Source organism: Nocardioides sp. NBC_00850, assembly GCF_045207335.1.
GTDB lineage: Bacteria > Actinomycetota > Actinomycetes > Propionibacteriales > Nocardioidaceae > Nocardioides.
Window position 1 is genome coordinate 5,468,202 of the sequence record NZ_CP108845.1, and the last position, 17,870, is coordinate 5,486,071.

General features: G+C 69.4%; 19 protein-coding genes. 10 read left to right on the forward strand and 9 right to left on the reverse strand.

What is annotated here, in order from left to right; genetic code table 11:
* Positions 1 to 4 precede the first annotated feature (4 nt).
* From OH802_RS26480 to OH802_RS26490, 3 genes are read left to right on the forward strand one after another with little or no spacing between them, the layout of a single operon-like run.
* Positions 5 to 460 (forward strand): nitroreductase/quinone reductase family protein, encoded by a 456-nt coding sequence (locus tag OH802_RS26480; protein ID WP_406023362.1) that lies wholly within the window; start codon positions 5 to 7, stop codon positions 458 to 460.
* On the forward strand, positions 457 to 1,419 hold the full coding sequence (locus OH802_RS26485) for an ATP-binding cassette domain-containing protein (protein WP_406023363.1): 963 nt from the start codon (positions 457 to 459) through the stop codon (positions 1,417 to 1,419). Before OH802_RS26480 ends, OH802_RS26485 begins: the two co-directional genes overlap by 4 nt.
* On the forward strand, positions 1,416 to 2,228 hold the full coding sequence (locus OH802_RS26490) for an ABC transporter permease (RefSeq protein WP_406023364.1): 813 nt from the start codon (positions 1,416 to 1,418) through the stop codon (positions 2,226 to 2,228). Before OH802_RS26485 ends, OH802_RS26490 begins: the two co-directional genes overlap by 4 nt.
* Before the next feature lie 62 nt (positions 2,229 to 2,290).
* On the opposite strand, the gene OH802_RS26495 is transcribed toward OH802_RS26490, so the two are convergent.
* Positions 2,291 to 2,767, reverse strand: coding sequence for an aromatic ring-opening dioxygenase LigA (locus OH802_RS26495; RefSeq protein ID WP_406023365.1), 477 nt, complete (start codon positions 2,765 to 2,767; stop codon positions 2,291 to 2,293).
* A 176-nt stretch (positions 2,768 to 2,943) separates the two neighbouring features.
* Here OH802_RS26495 and OH802_RS26500 point away from each other — a divergent pair, with 176 nt between their 5' ends.
* Complete coding sequence (locus tag OH802_RS26500) at positions 2,944 to 3,414, forward strand: DUF6069 family protein (RefSeq protein ID WP_406023366.1); 471 nt, start codon at positions 2,944 to 2,946, stop codon at positions 3,412 to 3,414.
* Between the two features lie 14 nt (positions 3,415 to 3,428).
* Here the strand turns inward: OH802_RS26500 and OH802_RS26505 are convergent, their stop codons facing one another.
* The 4 genes from OH802_RS26505 to OH802_RS26520 form a co-directional block, all read right to left on the reverse strand.
* Positions 3,429 to 4,109, reverse strand: coding sequence for a class I SAM-dependent methyltransferase (locus OH802_RS26505; RefSeq protein WP_406023367.1), 681 nt, complete (start codon positions 4,107 to 4,109; stop codon positions 3,429 to 3,431).
* A 56-nt stretch (positions 4,110 to 4,165) separates the two neighbouring features.
* Positions 4,166 to 5,119: a type IV toxin-antitoxin system AbiEi family antitoxin domain-containing protein gene (locus OH802_RS26510; protein ID WP_406023368.1), complete on the reverse strand. Its 954-nt coding sequence runs from the start codon at positions 5,117 to 5,119 to the stop codon at positions 4,166 to 4,168.
* Positions 5,120 to 5,216: 97 nt separating this feature from the next.
* Positions 5,217 to 8,447, reverse strand: coding sequence for an isoleucine--tRNA ligase (gene ileS, locus OH802_RS26515; RefSeq protein ID WP_406023369.1), 3,231 nt, complete (start codon positions 8,445 to 8,447; stop codon positions 5,217 to 5,219).
* A gap of 279 nt (positions 8,448 to 8,726) precedes the next feature.
* Positions 8,727 to 9,173: a GNAT family N-acetyltransferase gene (locus OH802_RS26520; protein WP_406023370.1), complete on the reverse strand. Its 447-nt coding sequence runs from the start codon at positions 9,171 to 9,173 to the stop codon at positions 8,727 to 8,729.
* Positions 9,174 to 9,229: 56 nt separating this feature from the next.
* Between OH802_RS26520 and OH802_RS26525 the strand changes: the two genes are divergently transcribed.
* The 4 genes from OH802_RS26525 to OH802_RS26540 all read left to right on the forward strand — a co-directional run bounded on the left by OH802_RS26525 (position 9,230) and on the right by OH802_RS26540 (position 13,064).
* A complete protein-coding gene (locus tag OH802_RS26525) occupies positions 9,230 to 10,000 on the forward strand; it encodes an enoyl-CoA hydratase/isomerase family protein (protein ID WP_406023371.1) in 771 nt (256 codons plus the stop codon).
* A 41-nt stretch (positions 10,001 to 10,041) separates the two neighbouring features.
* Positions 10,042 to 10,611: a DinB family protein gene (locus tag OH802_RS26530; protein ID WP_406023372.1), complete on the forward strand. Its 570-nt coding sequence runs from the start codon at positions 10,042 to 10,044 to the stop codon at positions 10,609 to 10,611.
* Between the two features lie 90 nt (positions 10,612 to 10,701).
* Positions 10,702 to 12,882, forward strand: coding sequence for a carbon starvation CstA family protein (locus OH802_RS26535; protein WP_406023373.1), 2,181 nt, complete (start codon positions 10,702 to 10,704; stop codon positions 12,880 to 12,882).
* Positions 12,879 to 13,064, forward strand: coding sequence for a YbdD/YjiX family protein (locus OH802_RS26540; protein WP_406023374.1), 186 nt, complete (start codon positions 12,879 to 12,881; stop codon positions 13,062 to 13,064). Before OH802_RS26535 ends, OH802_RS26540 begins: the two co-directional genes overlap by 4 nt.
* A gap of 4 nt (positions 13,065 to 13,068) precedes the next feature.
* Here OH802_RS26540 and OH802_RS26545 read toward each other — a convergent pair whose 3' ends face one another.
* The gene (locus OH802_RS26545; RefSeq protein WP_406023375.1) at positions 13,069 to 13,359 is read right to left on the reverse strand and encodes a hypothetical protein; all 291 of its coding nucleotides are present in this window, start codon (positions 13,357 to 13,359) and stop codon (positions 13,069 to 13,071) included.
* 68 nt (positions 13,360 to 13,427) lie between these two features.
* Between OH802_RS26545 and dapD the strand changes: the two genes are divergently transcribed.
* Positions 13,428 to 14,372, forward strand: a complete 945-nt coding sequence (gene dapD / locus OH802_RS26550) for a 2,3,4,5-tetrahydropyridine-2,6-dicarboxylate N-succinyltransferase (protein WP_406023376.1) — start codon at positions 13,428 to 13,430, stop codon at positions 14,370 to 14,372.
* Positions 14,373 to 14,398: 26 nt separating this feature from the next.
* Positions 14,399 to 15,247, forward strand: a complete 849-nt coding sequence (locus tag OH802_RS26555) for a hypothetical protein (protein WP_406023377.1) — start codon at positions 14,399 to 14,401, stop codon at positions 15,245 to 15,247.
* 102 nt (positions 15,248 to 15,349) lie between these two features.
* Here the strand turns inward: OH802_RS26555 and OH802_RS26560 are convergent, their stop codons facing one another.
* From OH802_RS26560 to fdxA, 3 genes are read right to left on the reverse strand one after another with little or no spacing between them, the layout of a single operon-like run.
* The gene (locus tag OH802_RS26560) at positions 15,350 to 16,381 is read right to left on the reverse strand and encodes a hypothetical protein (RefSeq protein ID WP_406023378.1); all 1,032 of its coding nucleotides are present in this window, start codon (positions 16,379 to 16,381) and stop codon (positions 15,350 to 15,352) included.
* 37 nt (positions 16,382 to 16,418) lie between these two features.
* Positions 16,419 to 17,525 carry a succinyldiaminopimelate transaminase gene (gene dapC, locus OH802_RS26565; protein WP_406023379.1) on the reverse strand — a complete coding sequence of 369 codons (1,107 nt, stop codon included), beginning with the start codon at positions 17,523 to 17,525 and terminating at the stop codon, positions 16,419 to 16,421.
* The gene (gene fdxA, locus OH802_RS26570) at positions 17,525 to 17,848 is read right to left on the reverse strand and encodes a ferredoxin (RefSeq protein ID WP_008358813.1); all 324 of its coding nucleotides are present in this window, start codon (positions 17,846 to 17,848) and stop codon (positions 17,525 to 17,527) included. Before fdxA ends, dapC begins: the two co-directional genes overlap by 1 nt.
* Positions 17,849 to 17,870 lie beyond the last annotated feature (22 nt).

Genomic DNA, 17,870 nt, shown 5'->3' on the forward strand with positions numbered 1-17,870 from the left:
GTGTATGCCGAACGACGCGAAGCCGGTCCCGCCGCGCTGGCTCAAGCCGATGAACAAGGTCTTCATGACCCTGTCGAAGACCGGGCTCGGAATGAAGGAGCTGCCGGTGCTCACCGTGCCGGGCCGCGCGAGCGGCAAACCCCGCAGCACCCCGCTCTCGGTCCTGGACCTGGACGGACGGCGCTACCTGCTCGAAGGCTTCCCGGGAGCCGACTGGGCCCGCAACGTACGCGCCGCCGCCGGCCGCGCCACTCTCCGGGTCGGCAAGGACACCGAGGAGGTGCGTCTCGTTGAGGTGGAGCGCGAGGAGGCGTTGACCGTGCTCCGGGCCTGGCCGGAGCGGATGACGGACGGCGCGAAGATCATGCTCGACGCCGGCGTGGTCACGGCGGTGACGCCGGAGGCGTTCGAGGCGGTCGCCGGCCGCTGCGGCGTGTTCCGGATCGAGGTGGGCCGATGACCTCGACTCCCCTGTCCGCGCGCGGCGTACGCAAGCGCTACCGCGACACCCAGGCGCTCGACGGCCTCGACCTCGAGGTCACCACCGGCACCGTGCACGCCCTGCTGGGACCCAACGGCGCCGGCAAGTCGACCGCGGTGAACGTCTTCGCGACCCTGACCCGGCCGGACGCCGGTGAGGTGCGCGTCGGCGGCCACGATGCCGTACGCCACCCCGCCCGGGTCCGCTCCACGATCGGCCTGGTCGGGCAGAGCGCCGCGCTCGACGAGGCCCTCCACGGCCGGGAGAACCTGGTGATGTTCGGCCGCCTGCACGGCCTGCCGAAACCCGATGCCGTACGCCGCGCCGGCGAGCTCCTCGACGCCTTCGGCCTCACCGAGGCCGCCGACCGGAAGGTCTCGGGCTACTCCGGCGGGATGCGGCGGCGCCTCGACATCGCCGCCGGTCTGGTCACCCGTCCGCGGATCCTCTTCCTCGACGAGCCGACCACCGGGCTGGACCCGCGCGGCCGTCACGAGGTCTGGGAGATGGTGCGGCAGGTGGTCGCCGACGGGACGACGGTGCTGCTGACCACCCAGTACCTGGACGAGGCCGACCAGCTCGCCGGCATGGTCACCGTGCTCGGCGCGGGCCGGGTGATCGCCGAGGGCACCCCGTCGGCGCTCAAGAGCGATCTCGGCGGCGATCGGGTGATCATCACCGCGACGGGGCCGGACGACCTCGCCCGGATGGCCGGCGTCCTCGGCTCCGCCGCCGTCGTCGACCCCGACCGGCACGAGGTCACCGTCGAGGCCGGCGCGGCCGGCGGCGGTGCCGCGGTCGTGGAGGTCGTACGCACCCTCGATTCCGCCGGCATCACGGTCGATGACGTGCTGCTGCGCAGACCGACCCTGGACGAGGTGTTCCTCCATCTGACCGCCCCCGGCCACGTACCCGATCCTGAAGGAGCCGCCCGATGACTGATCTGACTTCAGGTCTCTCCTCCAGCCTGCGACAGACCGTGACCCAGACCTGGGTGATCACCCTCCGCGACCTCAAGCACTGGCAGCGTGAGCCGTGGGGACCGGTGTTCGGGATCCTGTTCGCGATCATGATGCTGCTGATCTTCGGCTACCTGTTCGGCGGCGCGATCGAGATGCCGGGCGGCGGGTCGTACCTGCCCTATCTGCTGCCCGGAGTGCTCGCGCTGACGATGATGTTCGGCATCGACGGCACCATGGCCGTGGTCACCGAGGACACCAAGCGCGGCGTCACCAACCGGTTCCGGTCGCTGCCGATGAGCGGTCTCGCAGTGCCGTTGGGGCGGGCGATCGCCGACCTGGGCAACTCGGCGGTCCAGCTGGGCGTCCTGATGCTCGGCGGGCTGTTGATCGGGTGGCGGATCGAGGGCTCGTTCCTCGAGGCAGCGGCAGCGGTCGGGCTCCTGCTCTGGCTGCGGCTGGCGATGCTGTGGCTGGGCATCTTCCTCGGGCTGACCCTGCGGATGGAGGGTGCGCTGACGATGGTGCAGGTGCTGGTGTGGCCGCTGGGGTTCTGCTCGAGCCTGTTCGTCTCCCCCGAGACGATGCCCGGCTGGCTCGGCTTCATCGCCGCCTGGAACCCGGTCTCGGCGACGGCCACGGCCTGCCGCGACCTCTTCGGCAACCCGACCGGGATCACCTCCGGCGTGCTCGCCGACCACGCGACGCTTCTGGCGCTGGCCTGGCCCGCGGTTCTGCTGGCGGTCTTCGTCCTGCTCTCCGTCCGCGCGTTCCGGCGCCTGGGCTGAGAACGGGAGAACGGGCCCGGGAAGGCGATGCCTTCTCGGGCCCGTTGGCGAATGGGTGGGGGTCAGGCGGTGGCCGGCTCGAGGCCGTCGGGCTCCTCCCCGGCCTTCTCCTTCGCCGGCGCGACGGCCCGGGTCAGCGAACCGAGCGCGAAGGCGACGAAGAGCAGCACGACGCCCAGGCCGGCGACCAGCGCCGAGAGGCCGAAGGCGGTGACCGCGGTCAGCAGGGAGGCGCGTACGAATGACGACTCCGCCGCGACCTCGCGGATCGGGTCCTCCTGTGCGAGCTCGGCGTACGTCTTGCCCTTGGTGATCCCGAGGGCGTGCTTCTCGACTGTGGCCGCCTGGGCGTAGGCGGAGAACGGGCCGTCGACGTTGTCTCCGGCGAGGAAGGAGGCGTCGTCGGCGACGGTGATCTCCTGCGCCTTCAGCTGGGTGTGGGCCAGGTAGTAGGTGGCGGCGCCACTGGCGGTGAACAGGAGGCCGAACAGCCCGATCAGGGGGCTCAGCAGCTTCGCGATCCGAGGTTTGCGGGTCATGCCGGTTAAGGCTCACCTAACTTACCTTCGGATGAAAGCCCCGGAGGGTGTGATCTTCGTCGTGCAGAACTTTTTTCCCGGAACCTGTCGGATCGGTGTCGAGCCGTTCGTGGAGTGAGTGAGAAGCGGCCAGACGGACCGCGCCAAACCACCACCACAGGACGAGAGGCACCATCATGAGCACCAGCACCTACACCCAGGCCACGACCACCTCCCGCGGTCAGTTCGCTGCGCGGATGCCGGTCTGGCTCGTCAGCGTCACCGCCGTCCTTGTCGGCGCCCTGGTCACCGGCGTCTACGAGTTCGTCGCCCGCGCGGTCGGGGTGCCGTTCAACGTCGCACTCCCCGGCACCGGCGTCGATCCCGCCGCGATCCCCGCGACCGGGCTCGCCTGGGCCGTCGCCGAGCTCGGTCTGATCGGCATCATCATCGCCGTCTGCCTGGCCCGTTTCGCCAAGCGTCCGCGCTCGACCTGGAAGCGCACCGCCTGGACCCTGACGGCGCTCTCGATGGTGCCCAGCCTGATCGCCGTCACCGACTCCTACGCCACCAACATCATGCTGGTGATCTCCCACCTCATCGCCGCGGTGGTGATCATCCCCGTCATCGCCGCCCGGCTCGCGGAGCGCAACCCGCGCCGCGCCTGAGGTGTCTGCGGACGTCAGCCCGGTGGTCGGCGAGCGATGATCAGCTCGCCGACACCGGGCATCGGCGTCGTCTCGACAGTGAACCCGGCGTTGGCCAGGTCGGCGAAGAGCGCCACCCTGGGATGGGTGCGGTAGTACATGACGAACTTCGGCCGCCACACCGCGTTGCGCACCCGCATGACCAGGTCGAAGCCGGAGAGCAGCCAGTACGCTGGGTGGGTCGGCCCCGGCGCCCGACTGACCGGCAGCGCGAACACCCCGCCCGGTCGCAGCGCCCGATGGATGCCGTCGAAGAGCGCCGGCCGCTCCTCCGGCAGGAAGTGCCCCAGCGCCCCGAAGCTCACCACCAGGTCGTACGCAGCCTCGAACGGCAGCGCGCGAGCATCCGCCCGCACCAGATCGGCGTCGGGGTGCGCGGCCCTGGCCTGCTCGAGCATCCCAACGCTGAAGTCGACCCCCGTCGGCCGCTCCGCGGTCGCCTCCGCGAGCAGCTCCAGCCCCGCCCCGGTGCCGGTGCACACATCGAGCCCTCGCTCGAACGGCCCGTACTCCCGCAGCGCGGTGATCGTCGCGGCCAGCATCCAGTCCGGCGTCCGGAACGGCGTCGCGTCGAACTTCGGCGCAAGCAGGTCGTAGCCATGCTCCACCGACGACAGCGCCTGCACCACCAGCTCGCGAAACGTCGGCCCCTGCACGCCACAAACCTAGCCCGACCTAGGAGGGTAGTAGCCGGATATGGGCTACAGCCCTCCTAGGTTCCCAGCTGACAGTCGTCGCCACAGGGGGTCGGGCGCTTCTTCCAGCCGGCTTTCGCCAGGATTCTGGCGATCCTCGTCGCTGTGCGACATGGCGTCCCGTAGATCTGCCGCCAGCGCAGTCTTGCCGTCATGCGGTTCGCCAGGGCGAGGTCGTCGAGGTCCCTGTCGGCGTCCTTTCCCTGGTCGTCCCACGAGTCGTGACCGATACGGCCGTCAAGCTCGACCACCAGCCCGTACGCCTCGTAGTCGACGTCGCGATACTGGTTGCCGCCTGATGTGCGCCTGAGCGCCTGGCGAGTGCCGAGCGGGAGCCCGTGGGCGCGTTCCACCTTGGTGAGGTAGCCGTGCTCGAGGACTGAGTCGGCTCCTGTCGCGAGATCGTTGAGCACGTCCGCGATCCAGGCACGCCGGCGGAGCCTCGGAAACCGGTTCAACGCCATGCGTACCTCGCCGACGCTCACGCCACGGCGCCCGATCCCGCGACCGAGCACCCCGATCACATCGATCTCGTCGTTGGCCTCGCCGGCCATCAGCAGCAGGTTGTCCTCGAGCCGCAACCGGGGCAGGACATCGGGGAACATGTGGTCGGCGAGGTCGACCATACGATGGAGAACGATCCCCGGCTGTGGGTCGACCCGACGCTTCTGGTCGATGGCGACATGGATCGGATCGCTCTCCCGCTGCGTCCCTGGCGCCGCCAGCGTAGGCCCGCAGATCGCCGACCTGCCGGCGTAGAGGATCGCCGCCCAGCTGCGCTGCTCGAAGGTCAGCGGGCCGGTGTGGTTCACATAGACACGTGGATGCACGCGACGCAGCTCGTTGTGACGTACGGCGCTCTTGATGTCCGACTTCGTCCACCCGGACTCGGTGAGCTGGGCGCGCGAGACCACCCCTGCCTGCAGCTGCAGGAGGGTCGAGTACCACTCGAAGTCGACAACAGCACCCACACCGATGACGCTAACGGCGCCCACCGACACCGGCCCCTCGAAACCTAGGAGGGCTGGTGCCGATGTATGGCTCCAGCCCTCCTAGGTTGTCGTGCGATCAGGCTTTCGTGACCGCGATCTGAGCCTTTTCGCCGTCGCCCAGGTCGACCGGGTTGCCCTCGAGCGAGTCGACCACGTCGTACGTCGTGGCGAGGGTCTCGCGGGAGATCAGGTCGGCGTGGGTGGTGGCTGCCTGGCGTACGGTCTCGGAGCCGGTCACCGACAGGGTGATGCGGTCCTCGACGTTGAGGCCGGAGTCCTTGCGGGCCTGCTGGACCGCGCGGATCAGGTCGCGGGCGAGGCCCTCGGCGGCGAGCTCGGGGGTGACGACCGTGTCCAGGACGATGAAACCGGTGGGCAGCATCGAGACGGCGATGTCGTCGGAGGCGGCACCGGCGACGGTCTCCAGGGTGTATTCACCCTCCTCCAGCGCCAAGCCTCCGGCGACGACCTCGCCGGAATCGGAGACCGACCAGTCACCGGACTTGGAGCCCTTGATGGCCTTCTGTACGTCCTTGCCCAGCCGCGGACCGGCGGCGCGGGCGTTGACGGCGAGCCGCTGCTCGATGCCGTAGGTGTCGGCCTCCTCGGAGTCGGCGGCGAGCAGCCGGACGGACTTGACGTTGACCTCGTCGGCGACGATCTCCTCGAAGCCGGCGATGTCGGCACCGACGACCGTCAGGCCACCGAGCGGCAGGCGGTTGCGGAGCTTGCGGGCCTTGCGCAGGGCGGAGGTCGAGGAGCAGACCGTGCGCACCGCGTCCATCCGGGCGACCAGGTCGGCGTCGGCAGGCAGGTCCTCGACGACCGGGTAGTCGGCCAGGTGCACCGAGCGGCCACCGGTCAGACCGCGCCAGATCTCCTCGGTGGTCAGCGGCAGCAGCGGCGCGACCAGGCGGGTCACGGTCTCCAGGACCGTGTAGAGGGTGTCGAAGGCGGCCTTGTCCTCGTTCCAGAACCGCTCCCGGCTCCGCCGGATGTACCAGTTCGTGAGCACGTCGATGAACCGCTGGGTCGCCTCGCAGGCCTCGGCGACGTAGTAGTCGTCCATCGCCGAGGTCATCTCGGCGACGTAGTCGCGCAGCTTGGCCAGGACGTAGCGGTCCAGCGGGTCCTCGGAAGCCGTCGAGCCGGTGGTCTCCAGATCGGCCGCGTTGGCGTAGAGCTGGAAGAAGTACCAGCTGTTCCACAGCGGGATCATCACCTGGCGTACGGAATCCCGGATGCCCTGCTCGGTGACGACCAGGTTGCCGCCGCGAAGGATGGGCGAAGACATCAGGAACCAGCGCATCGCGTCGGCGCCGTCGCGGTCGAAGACCTCGTTGACGTCGGGGTAGTTGCGCAGGCTCTTGGACATCTTCTGGCCGTCCGAGCCCAGCACGATGCCGTGGCTGATGCAGCTCGAGAACGCCGGGCGGTCGAAGAGCGCGGTCGCCAGGATGTGCAGGGTGTAGAACCAGCCACGGGTCTGGCCGATGTACTCGACGATGAAGTCGCCCGGGAAGTGGTGCTGGAACCACTCCTCGTTCTCGAACGGGACATGGTTCTGGGCGAACGACATCGACCCGGAGTCGAACCAGACGTCGAGGACGTCGGAGACCCGGCGCATCATCGACTTGCCCGTCGGGTCGTCCGGGTTGGGACGGACCAGGTCGTCGACGTACGGACGGTGCAGGTCGGGGTTGCCCTCGGCGTCCTTCGGAAGGGTGCCGAAGTCGCGCTCCAGCTCCTCGAACGAGCCGTAGACGTCCAGGCGCGGGTAGGCCGGGTCGTCGGACTTCCACACCGGCACCGGCGAGCCCCAGAAACGGTTGCGGGTGATCGACCAGTCGCGTGCGTTCTCCAGCCACTTGCCGAACTGGCCGTCCTGGATGTGCTCGGGCACCCAGCGGATCTGCTGGTTGAGCTCGAGCATCCGGTCCTTGATCTTGGTGACCTCGACGAACCAGCTCGAGACGCCCTTGTAGATCAACGGCTGACGGCAGCGCCAGCAGTGCGGGTAGGAGTGGTTGTAGGACTCGCGGCGCAGCAGGATCGTGCCCGCCGTCACCGATCCTCCGGCCTCGCCGCGGGTGACCGCCTTGAGGTGGTCGATGATCTGCAGGTTGGCGTCGAAGACCTGGACACCGGCATAGTCGACCACCGGCGCGGTGAAGCGCCCGTCCTTGCCGACCGGCATGACCGCCTCGATGTTCTCGCGGTCGGTCACCTCCTTGTCGACCTCACCGAACGCACCGGCGGTGTGGACGACCCCGGTGCCGTCCGTGGTGGTGACGGCGTCGTCGGCGGCCACGACCCGGAAGGCGTTCTGGTGACCGGCGTAGTAGGAGAACGGCGGCTGGTAGGTGCGGCCGAGCAGCTCGGCTCCCTTGTAGCGGCCCAGGACCGTCGCCTCCTCGGCGTCGGGGAAGAGCTCCTTCTGGTACGCCGCGAGGCGAGCCTCCGCGAGGACGTACTTGGCCGTCTTGTCCGTGCCCGGGACCGGGCCCTCGACCACGACGTAGTCGATCTCGGAGCCGACCATGACGGCGAGGTTGGACGGCAGGGTCCAGGGCGTGGTGGTCCAGATCAGGATGTGGGCGTTGTCGAGGACCTCGTCCTCACCGGTTGCATCGAGCGCGTAGCCCACGGTGACCGCGGGGTCCTGGCGGTCCTTGTAGACGTCGTCGTCCATCCGCAGCTCGTGGTTGGACAGCGGGGTCTCGTCCTGCCAGCAGTAGGGCAGGACGCGGAAGCCCTCGTAGACCAGGCCCTTGTCGTAGAGCGTCTTGAACGCCCAGATCACCGACTCCATGTAGTCGGGATTGAGGGTCTTGTAGTCGTGGTCGAAGTCCACCCAGCGCGCCTGGCGGGTGACGTAGTCGCGCCACTCGCCGGTGTACTTCAGCACCGAGGCGCGGCTGGCCGCGTTGAACTTGTCGATCCCCATCTCGACGATCTCGTCGGTCGTCTTCAGGCCGAGCTGGCGCATCGCCTCGAGCTCGGCGGGCAGGCCGTGGGTGTCCCACCCGAAGCGCCGCTCGACGCGCTTGCCACGCATCGTCTGGTAGCGCGGGACGATGTCCTTCACGTAGCCGGTCAGCAGGTGGCCGTAGTGCGGCAGGCCGTTGGCGAACGGCGGGCCGTCGTAGAAGACGAACTCGTTCTCGCCGTTCTCCCCGGCGTCGCGGTTGTCGATGCTCGCCTGGAAGGTCCCGTCCTTCTTCCAGTAATCGAGAATCTGCGTCTCGATCTCCGGGAAGCGTGGGCTGGCCGGGACTTTGGCTGAGTTGACCTTCGGATAGGCCATCGACGCATCTCCTGCTGGGTGGTAGTGGGTTGTCTTCACCACAGGGACGATCTTTCGACCGCGGTACCACCCTGCTTGTCCTGGTCGGCCACGCTCCACCGGTGGTTGAGCTTGTCGAAACCAGGGCCACTCATTCTCGGCTGTGACGGGCCACTCCCGCCGGGTTCTACTTGCCTTCGATCTACCTGGAGGCTTTCTTCCCGGGGCTCGCCGCTGATGACGGCTCGAACGCCTGTAAGGAAGAGAGTACGCCGCCCGGCGCCCGCCACGCGAACCCGATTACACCGCGCGCCACATCCGCACGTGCGGACCGATCTCGGGGTCGTCCCACGGCTCACCGATCTCGACGAACCCGGCCCTCGCGTAGAAGGCTGCCGCCGGCGTACGCGCGTTGCACCAGACCAGCCCGCCGCCTCTGGCCGCGACATGGTCCAGCGCCGCCTGCAGCACCTCGGCTCCGACACCCTTGCCGCGCCATCCGTCCGCCGTCGCCATCCCCCGGATCCGCCACCCCTTCCCGGGATGTTCGGCCAGGTCAGGGCATGCTTCCGGGAAGAGCCCGACACACCCGATCAGCGTCCCGTCCACATCCTGCGCAGCGTACGTCGCGACCTCGGGACCGTCATCCCCCGGCACCCTCGCCGCCTCCGGCGGCCCACCGTTGCGCAACACCTTCGCCCGCAGCGGATACGTCTCCTCAACCGCCACCCGGCGCACCGTGATCACGTTGCGACCATATCGGTGTGCGGACACCTCGTCTCGGCACCTGGCAGGATGCGCGCATGAGCCTGATTCGCTACGAGTACGCCGACGGTTGCGCCCGCATCACGATGACCAACCCGGACCGGGGCAACGTCTTCAAGCCCGAGGCGGGCGCGGAGATGCTGGCGGCGATCCTGCGGGCGAAGGCCGACTCGGCGCGCGTGATCGTGCTGGCGGCGGAGGGGAAGTACTTCTCCGTCGGCGGTGACCTGGCCGGGTTCGCCGCCGCCGACGACCTGGGGCCGTTCATCCTCGAGCTCGCCGAGGGCGCCAACCGGATCATCACCGAGCTCGTCCGCTGCGACGCGATCGTGGTCAGTGCGGTCCAGGGCACCGCCGCCGGGGTCGGGTTCCCGCTGGCCGCGGCCGCCGACATCGTGATCGCGGCCGACAAGGCGAAGTTCAGCCTGGCCTACGCCAAGGTCGGGCTGTCGGTCGACGGCGGCGGGTCGCTCCTCGTACACACCCTGGGCCTGCACCGGGTGCTCCGGCTGACCCTGCTGGGCGACATGCTCTCCGCGACCGAGGCGCTCGAGGCCGGGCTGGTCGCCCGCGTCGTACCGGCCGAGGAGCTCGCCGCCGCTGTCGACGAGGTCGTCGCGACCCTCCTCGCCGGCTCCCCGGAAGCGCTGGCAAGCACCAAGCACCTGATCCGCGACGTCGCCGACCCCAACCCCGAGTCCGCGCTGCGCCGCGAGGCGCAGTCGATCTCCGCGCTCGGTGGCTCGGCCTCCGGTCGCGAGGGCATCAACGCGTTCCTGGAGAAGCGGCCGCCCAGCTTCACCGGCTGAAATCATTGGCCGAAAGGCGCTCGTTCCGCGAGGGTGAGCCCATGAGCAGTGATCAGCGACAGGTGGGCTTCGGCGGAATCTGGCTTCCCGAGGCCGAGGACCCACGCCACCAGGAGCAGCAGGCCGTCGGAGAGCTGGCGACCTACCGGGACTACCTGCGCCACTACCGGCTCACCCTCGAGCTCAAGTGCCAGGACCTCGGTCCGGAGGACCTCGTCAAGCAGAGCGTGCCGCCGAGCGACCTCAGTCTGCTCGGACTGATCCGCCACATGGCGCGGGTCGAGCAGAGCTGGTTCCAGCGGGTGCTGAAGGAGAACCTCGAGCTGCCGCGCCTCGATGCCGACGACCCCACCGGCGGGTTCCACAAGGTTGAGCCGACCCAGGAGTCGGTCGACGAGGCGTTCGCGAGCTGGCGCGAGCAGGTCGCGGCGGCCGACGAGTGGCTCGACTCGATCGATGACTCGGTGCTCGGCGAGACCCGTGACGTCGGCCGCGGCGACGAGCCGACCAGCATCCGCGACATCCTGGTCCACATGATCGAGGAGTACGCCCGCCACGCAGGTCACGCCGACCTGCTGCGGGAGGTCATCGACGGGCGTACCGGGCAGTAGCCCCTCCCCCGCCCACCAGGCGGTTTCCTGAGACTAGGCTGAGACAGCGGTCACAACGACCGTTACCGCGCGCTGAATCAGAGGGAGACCATGTCGACGTCGACCGCCAACCCCACCAGCTCGGGCCCACGGTCCGGGCCCAACATGAAGTCGATCATCATCTGGACCGCCGTCGCTGTCGTCGGCGCCGTCTGCTGGGCCATGCTCGCCCTGTCCCGAGGCGAGGACGTCTCGGCACTGTGGATCCTGTTCGCCGCGCTGGCCTCGTACGCGATCGCCTACCGGTTCTACTCGAAGTTCATCGCCCACAAGGTGCTGAAGGTCGACGACACCCGGGCCACCCCGGCCGAACGGCTGGAGAACGGGCAGGACTTCGACGTCACCGACCGGCGAGTGCTCTTCGGGCATCACTTCGCCGCGATCGCCGGCGCCGGTCCGCTGGTCGGCCCGGTGCTGGCCGCGCAGATGGGTTACCTGCCGGGCACGATCTGGATCATCGTCGGCGTCATCTTCGCCGGTGCCGTGCAGGACATGGTCGTGATGTTCTTCTCGATGCGCCGCGACGGCAAGAGCCTCGGTCAGATGGTGCGTGAGGAGATCGGCACCGTCGCCGGCGTGGCCGCGCTGATCGCCGTCTTCGCGATCATGATCATCATCCTGGCGGTGCTCGCGCTGGTCGTCGTCAATGCGCTCGCGGAGTCGCCGTGGGGTGTCTTCTCGATCGGCCTCACCATCCCGATCGCGCTCTTCATGGGCTTCTACCTGCGTTACCTGCGCCCCGGTCGCGTCAGCGAGGTGACCGTCATCGGCGTCGCGCTGCTGCTGCTGGCCATCATCGGTGGTGGGTACGTCGAGGAGATGGGCCTGGCCAACGCCCTCACCCTCTCCCACGAGACGCTGGTGATCTGCCTGGTCGTCTACGGCTTCGTCGCCTCGATCCTCCCGGTGTGGATGCTGCTCACCCCGCGTGACTACCTCTCCACCTTCATGAAGGTGGGCGTCATCGTGCTGCTGGCCGTCGGCCTGGTCCTCGCGGCCCCGGCGCTGCAGAACGAGGCCATCACCGACTTCGCCACCAACGGCGAGGGTCCGGTCTTCGCCGGCAAGCTGTTCCCATTCGTCTTCATCACCATCGCCTGCGGCGCCCTTTCCGGCTTCCACGCCCTGATCGCCTCGGGGACGACGCCGAAGATGGTCGCCAAGGAGTCCCAGGTCCGCATGATCGGCTACGGCGGCATGCTGATGGAGTCGTTCGTGGCGATCTCGGCCCTCATCGCGGCCTCGGTCATCGACCAGGGCATCTACTTCTCGATGAACGCCGCCGTCGGCGCGACCGGCGGCACCCCGGAGACCGCCGCCGCCTTCGTCAACGGGCTCGGATTCTCGATCACCCCGGCCGACCTCGAGGCAGCCGCGGCCAGCGTGGAGGAGACGATCATCTCCCGCACCGGTGGTGCCCCGACCCTGGCGTTCGGGATGTCGCTGATCTTCAGCGAGGCGTTCGGTGGCGGCCTGGCCGCCTTCTGGTACCACTTCGCGATCATGTTCGAGGCGCTCTTCATCCTGACCGCCGTCGACGCCGGCACCCGCGTGGGCCGGTTCATGCTCCAGGACACGATCGGCAACGTCTGGAAGCGCTACGCAGACACCTCCTGGCGACCCGCGGCCTGGTCGGCCTCCGCGCTGGTCGTACTGGCCTGGGGCTACATGCTCTGGATCGGCGTCGGTGACCCGCTCGGCGGGATCAACCAGCTGTTCCCGCTCTTCGGCATCGCCAACCAGTTGCTCGCCGCGATCGCCCTGACCCTGGCCACGGTGCTGATGTTCAAGCACGGTCTGGCCAAGTTCGCCTGGGTGCCTGGCATCCCGCTGATCTGGGACCTCATCGTCACCATGACGGCGAGCTGGGAGAAGGTGTTCAGCGACAACCCCGCGATCGGCTACTTCGCCCAGGCCTCTGCCGCGCGCGAGGCACGCGACGCCGGTGAGCTCTACGGGGTTGCGAAGACCCCCGGGGACGTCGACCAGATCATCTACAACTCGACCCAGAGCGGCATCCTGCAGGCAGCGTTCGCGCTGCTGGTGATCGTGATCGTCGCCGGCGCCGCGGTGACTGTGGTCAAGACGCTCCGCGCCGGTGGTTCGCTGCCGACCACCGAGGTTCCGAAGGTCGAGTCGAAGGTCGTCGCGCCCTCTGACTTCTTCGCCACCAAGGAGGAGAAGGAGGCCGTACGCGAGTGGGAGGCCTCCCAGAAGGCGCCGGTGTCATGAGCCTGCTCACCGAGCGTGTCTCCGGTGCCTGGCGGCTGCTCCGCCAGGCGACCGGGGAGGCGAAGTGGGACGAGTACGTCGCTCGGTGCGAGCGCGAGGGCGTCGAGCCGATGAGCCGGCGCGCGTTCGAGCGTCACCGGGCCGACGAGAAGGAGCACAACCCGCAGGCCCGCTGCTGCTAGGGGCCTAGCGGGGGCTGTCGTCGGCGAAGGCGGTGTCGAGCCAGGCGTACACCTGCGAGTCACCTCGGGTGACGAGCAGGACCACCTGCTTCTCGGCGTCGCTGACCGGCTTGCCGTTGATCCAGCTGCGGACGATGTCGGAGGCGGCGCGGCGGACGACCTCGACGCCCTTGGCCATCGCCCACTCCGGCGCCGGGTGACCCTTGCTGGTCGCCACGCCGGGGATCTCCAGGGTCCAGGTGCCGTCCTCGGCCTGGAGGAGCTGGGGCATCGGCGGCGCGCTCTTCTTGCTCACCCGTCCATGTTCGCACGTCGAGACCGTCGATAAGGGACCACTCAGGCTCGGCCACTAGACTGCGCCCCGTGACGAATGCAGCTTGGGGCTTCGGCCTCGTGACGTACGCCGCCGACACTGGATCCGACAAGGGCAGTGTGCTCGACGTGTGGTTCCCCGCACCGCAGCTGGGCGAGAAGCCCGCCGACGCGACCGCGCCGGCCGAGCTGACCGCGCTCGAAGGCGCCGACGAGGTGCGCCAGGTCACCCAGCGGGTCGCCCTTGTCGAGGTCAAGGACCTCGAGACCGCGCCCGAGACCACCGAGGACGTCTGGCTGCGGCTCCACCTCCTCTCCCACCGCCTCGTGCAGCCGCACGGCCAGAACCTCGACGGCATCTTCGGCCTGCTCACCAACGTGGTGTGGACCAGCGCCGGCCCGTGCGCCGTCGAGGGCTTCGAGCTCACCCGCGCCCGGTTGCGCGCCGCCGGCCAGCACGTGACCGTCTACGGCGTGGACAAGTTCCCGCGGATGGTCGACTACGTCGTCCCGAGCGGCATCCGGATCGGCGACGCCGACCGCGTCCGCCTCGGCGCCCACCTGGCCTCCGGCACCACCGTGATGCACGAGGGCTTCGTCAACTTCAACGCCGGCACCCTCGGCGCCTCGATGGTCGAGGGCCGGATCTCCGGCGGTGTCGTCGTCGGCGACGGCTCCGACGTCGGTGGCGGCGCCTCGATCATGGGCACGCTCTCGGGTGGCGGCAAGGCCGTCATCTCCATCGGCCAGCGCTGCCTGCTCGGTGCCAACTCCGGCCTCGGCATCTCCCTGGGCGACGACGCCGTCGTCGAGGCCGGGTGCTACGTGACGTACGGAACCAAGGTCACGCTCCCCGACGGCACCGTGACGAAGGCCGGCGAGCTCTCCGGCGCCTCCAACATCCTCTTCCGCCGCAACTCGGTCAGCGGCGCCATCGAGGCAGTTCCGTGGAAGGGCGAGGGCATCGAGCTCAACGCCGCCCTCCACGCCAACTGACTCTCACCGAAGAGCAGAGTGCCGAGTTGAAGAAGCTTCTCACCGCCCTGGTGGTGCTCAGCGTGATCGCCGGCGGCATCTACTGGGTCGTCCAGGCCGCGACGGACAAGCTGGACTCGATCCTGCCCGACCTGCAGCAGTGCACGGCGGTCGCGGGTGAGTACGAGGCGCGCTTCGACCCCGAGCAGATGGGCAACGCCGCCGTGATCACGGCGCTCGGGCTCAAGCGCGGTCTGCCCGCGCGGGCGGCCACGATCGCGATCGCGACCGCGATCCAGGAGTCGAAGCTCTACAACATCAGCCACGGTGACCGGGACTCGCTCGGCCTCTTCCAGCAGCGCCCGTCGATGGGCTGGGGCACCGAGGAGCAGGTCCAGGACCCGGTCTACGCCACCAACAAGTTCTACGACGCGCTGGTGAAGATCGAGGGCTACGAGGACATGGTGGTCACCGAGGCGGCGCAGGAGGTGCAGCGCTCGGCCTACCCCGAGGCGTACGCCGACCACGAGGGCGAGGGCCGCGCGATCGCCTCCGCGATCAGCGGCTACTCCCCCGCCGCGCTGACCTGCCGGATCGACGAGCCCGAGGCCGGATCCGGCAAGCCCCAGGCGACCAAGACCGAGGTCAACCAGCTGCTCGGCCAGATGGTCGGCCGCGCCCGCGTCGACGGCACCACCGTGGTGATCCCCGTCGACGCCGGCGAGACCGGCCAGCGCAACGGCTGGGCCGTCGCCCACTACGTACTCGCCCGGGCCAGCGAGTTCGGCGCCACCTCCATCGCCTACGACGGCCGCACCTGGTCCGCCGGCAAGGACGAGGAGTGGGCCGACACCCCCGAGGTCAACGGCGACCGGATCGTCGTCACCCTCGCCTGACCCCGCCAGCCGAGGCGTCACCCCGGTCGGCCGAGATGGCACTCGGGTGCCAACTCGGCCCGCACGAGCGACCTCTCGGCCGACGTAAGTGACGCCTCGGCTTCAGTCGGCTACGTCGACGTGCACGTGGTCGCGGTGCTCGAGGATGGCCTGGTCGCCGCCGCGGGGCGGGACCTCGTAGTCGCGCCAGCCGGCGCCGGAGCGGAACTTGGTCCAGATGCGGTCGTCGTAGATGACGGTCTCGATGTCGAGACGGTCGGCGTTGGCGACGAGATACTGCGCCAGGGACCAGCCCCTGATGTTGTTGCGGGCGTTGATGGGGCGGAAGAAGTAGTCGACCGCGCGGCCCTCGTAGTGGGCCGAGCCGACCATGTGTCCGGTGGTCACGCCGCCGGGCTGGAAGCCGCCTTCGGGGAGGGCGCCGTAGACATTGCGTACGTCCTCGCGAAGCGCCTCCGCACGCGAGGTGAGTCCGGCGCCGCTGAGCCTGTCCGGGACCTCCTCGGCGCCGCCCTTGACGACGCAGGAGAACGCCTCAGGCGTGTTGCCGGTCAGTGCCGAGGCCAAGGCCCGCGCCTCGGGCTCGGCGTCGCGGTAGCCGTCACGCGAGCCGTCGCTGATCTGCTGGGCGACGCCCGGGACGGACTGCTGGCGGTAGTCGGCGACTCCGGAGAGCCGGTCGTAGAGGCCGGCCGCCTTCGCCGGATCCCGCTCGAGCGAGTGATCGGCGAGCTCGACCGCCAGCACGACGGAGGCCGCGCGGGCGGGGAGGCCGCGGCGTACGGCCTGGGCGGCGATCGCCGAGGCACGTTCGGCCTGCTCGGAGGAGAGGTCGTAGGTCTCGCCCTCGGAGGTGACGGTGCACGCCTCGCGGGCGAGGACCGGGATGCCTCCGACCCCGACGCCGAGGAGCCGCAGGCCCGCGAAGACCAGGGCGACGGCGATCACGACGCCGAGGACGATGAGGTGCTTGCGCACCGGCCGCAGCTGCTTGCGGGCTTCCCGCGCCGACTTCCGCAGGGCCTCGCGCGCCGGCTCGGGGAGTCTCGGCCCGTGAGGGCCCGGCGCAGGAGGGCGCGGACCCGGGGGCGGGATGGTCGGCGGGCCCGTCGGGGTCCCCGGCTGTGCGCTCACTCCACCAATCTTCACGTATGGGGCAAACCCCGCCCGGCTACGCCGAGAGGCGGGCGACGGCCGCGTCGACGCGCTCGTCGGTGGCGGTGAAGGCGATGCGTACGTGCTGGCTGCCGGCGCGGCCGTAGAAGGTGCCGGGTGCGGCGAGGATGCCGCGCTCGGCGAGCCATTCGACGGTGGCCCAGCAGTCCTCGTCACGGGTCGACCACAGGTAGAGGGATGCCTCGGAGTGGTCGATGCGGAAGCCGGCCGACTCCAGCGCCGTCTTGAGCTTGGCGCGCCGGGCGGCGTAGCGGGCGTGCTGCTCCTTGGCGTGCTGGTCATCGCCCAGCGCGGTCACCATGGCGACCTGCTGCGGGCCGGGCATCTGCAGGCCGAGGTTCTTGCGGACCGCGAGGACCTCACCGAGGACCGAGGCGTCACCGGCGACGAAGGCGCAGCGGTAGCCCGCGAGGTTGGAGCGCTTGGAGAGCGAGTGGACGGCGAGGATGCCCTCGTAGGAGCCGCCACAGACGTCCGGGTGGAGCACCGAGATCGGCTCGGCGTCCCAGGCGCACTCGATGTAGCACTCGTCGGAGATCAGCAGCGTGCCGCGCTCGCGCGCCCATTCGACCGTCTTGCGCAGGTGCTCGACGGGAAGCACCCGGCCGCTCGGGTTGGAGGGCGAGTTGATCCACAGGATCTTCGGCGCCTTCGGGCCCAACGCGACCAGCGAGTCGGTGGCCACGGTGTCGGCGCCGACGAGAGCCGCGGAGACCTCGTAGGTCGGGTAGGCGAGCTCCGGGTAGGCGACCAGGTCACCCTGCCCGACGCCGAGATGCAGCGGCAGCGATCCGATCAGCTCCTTGGAGCCGATCACCGGCAGCACGTTGTCCAGCCCGAGGCCGTCGACCCCGTGGTTGCGCGCAAGCCAGTCGATGGCAGCCTGACGCACCGCGGGCGTGCCGATCGTGGTCGGGTAGCCCGGGGAGTCGGCGGCCGCACGGAGCGCGTTCTGCACCACCGCCGGGGTCGAGTCGACCGGGGTCCCGACCGAGAGGTCGACCAGCCCGTCAGGGTGCGCGGACGCCTTCTCCTTGAAGGGAGCGAGCTTGTCCCACGGGAAGTCAGGCAGCCGCTGCGAGACTGGGATCGAGGCCGGCATCAGTCCTGGTTCTGCGGAGGCAGCGCGGCGACGAACGGGTGGTCCTTGTCGATCTCACCCATGCGAGCAGCGCCACCGGGCGAACCGAGGTCGTCGAAGAACTTGACGTTGGCGTCGTAGTACTCCTTCCACTCCTCCGGGGTGTCGTCCTCGTAGAAGATCGCCTCGGGCGGGCACACCGGCTCGCAGGCGCCGCAGTCGACACACTCGTCGGGGTGGATGTAGAGCATCCGCTTGCCTTCGTAGATGCAGTCCACCGGACATTCGTCGACGCAAGCCTTGTCCTTCACGTCAACACAGGGCTGGGCGATGACGTACGTCATTCGGGGCTCCTCCAAGCGGGGT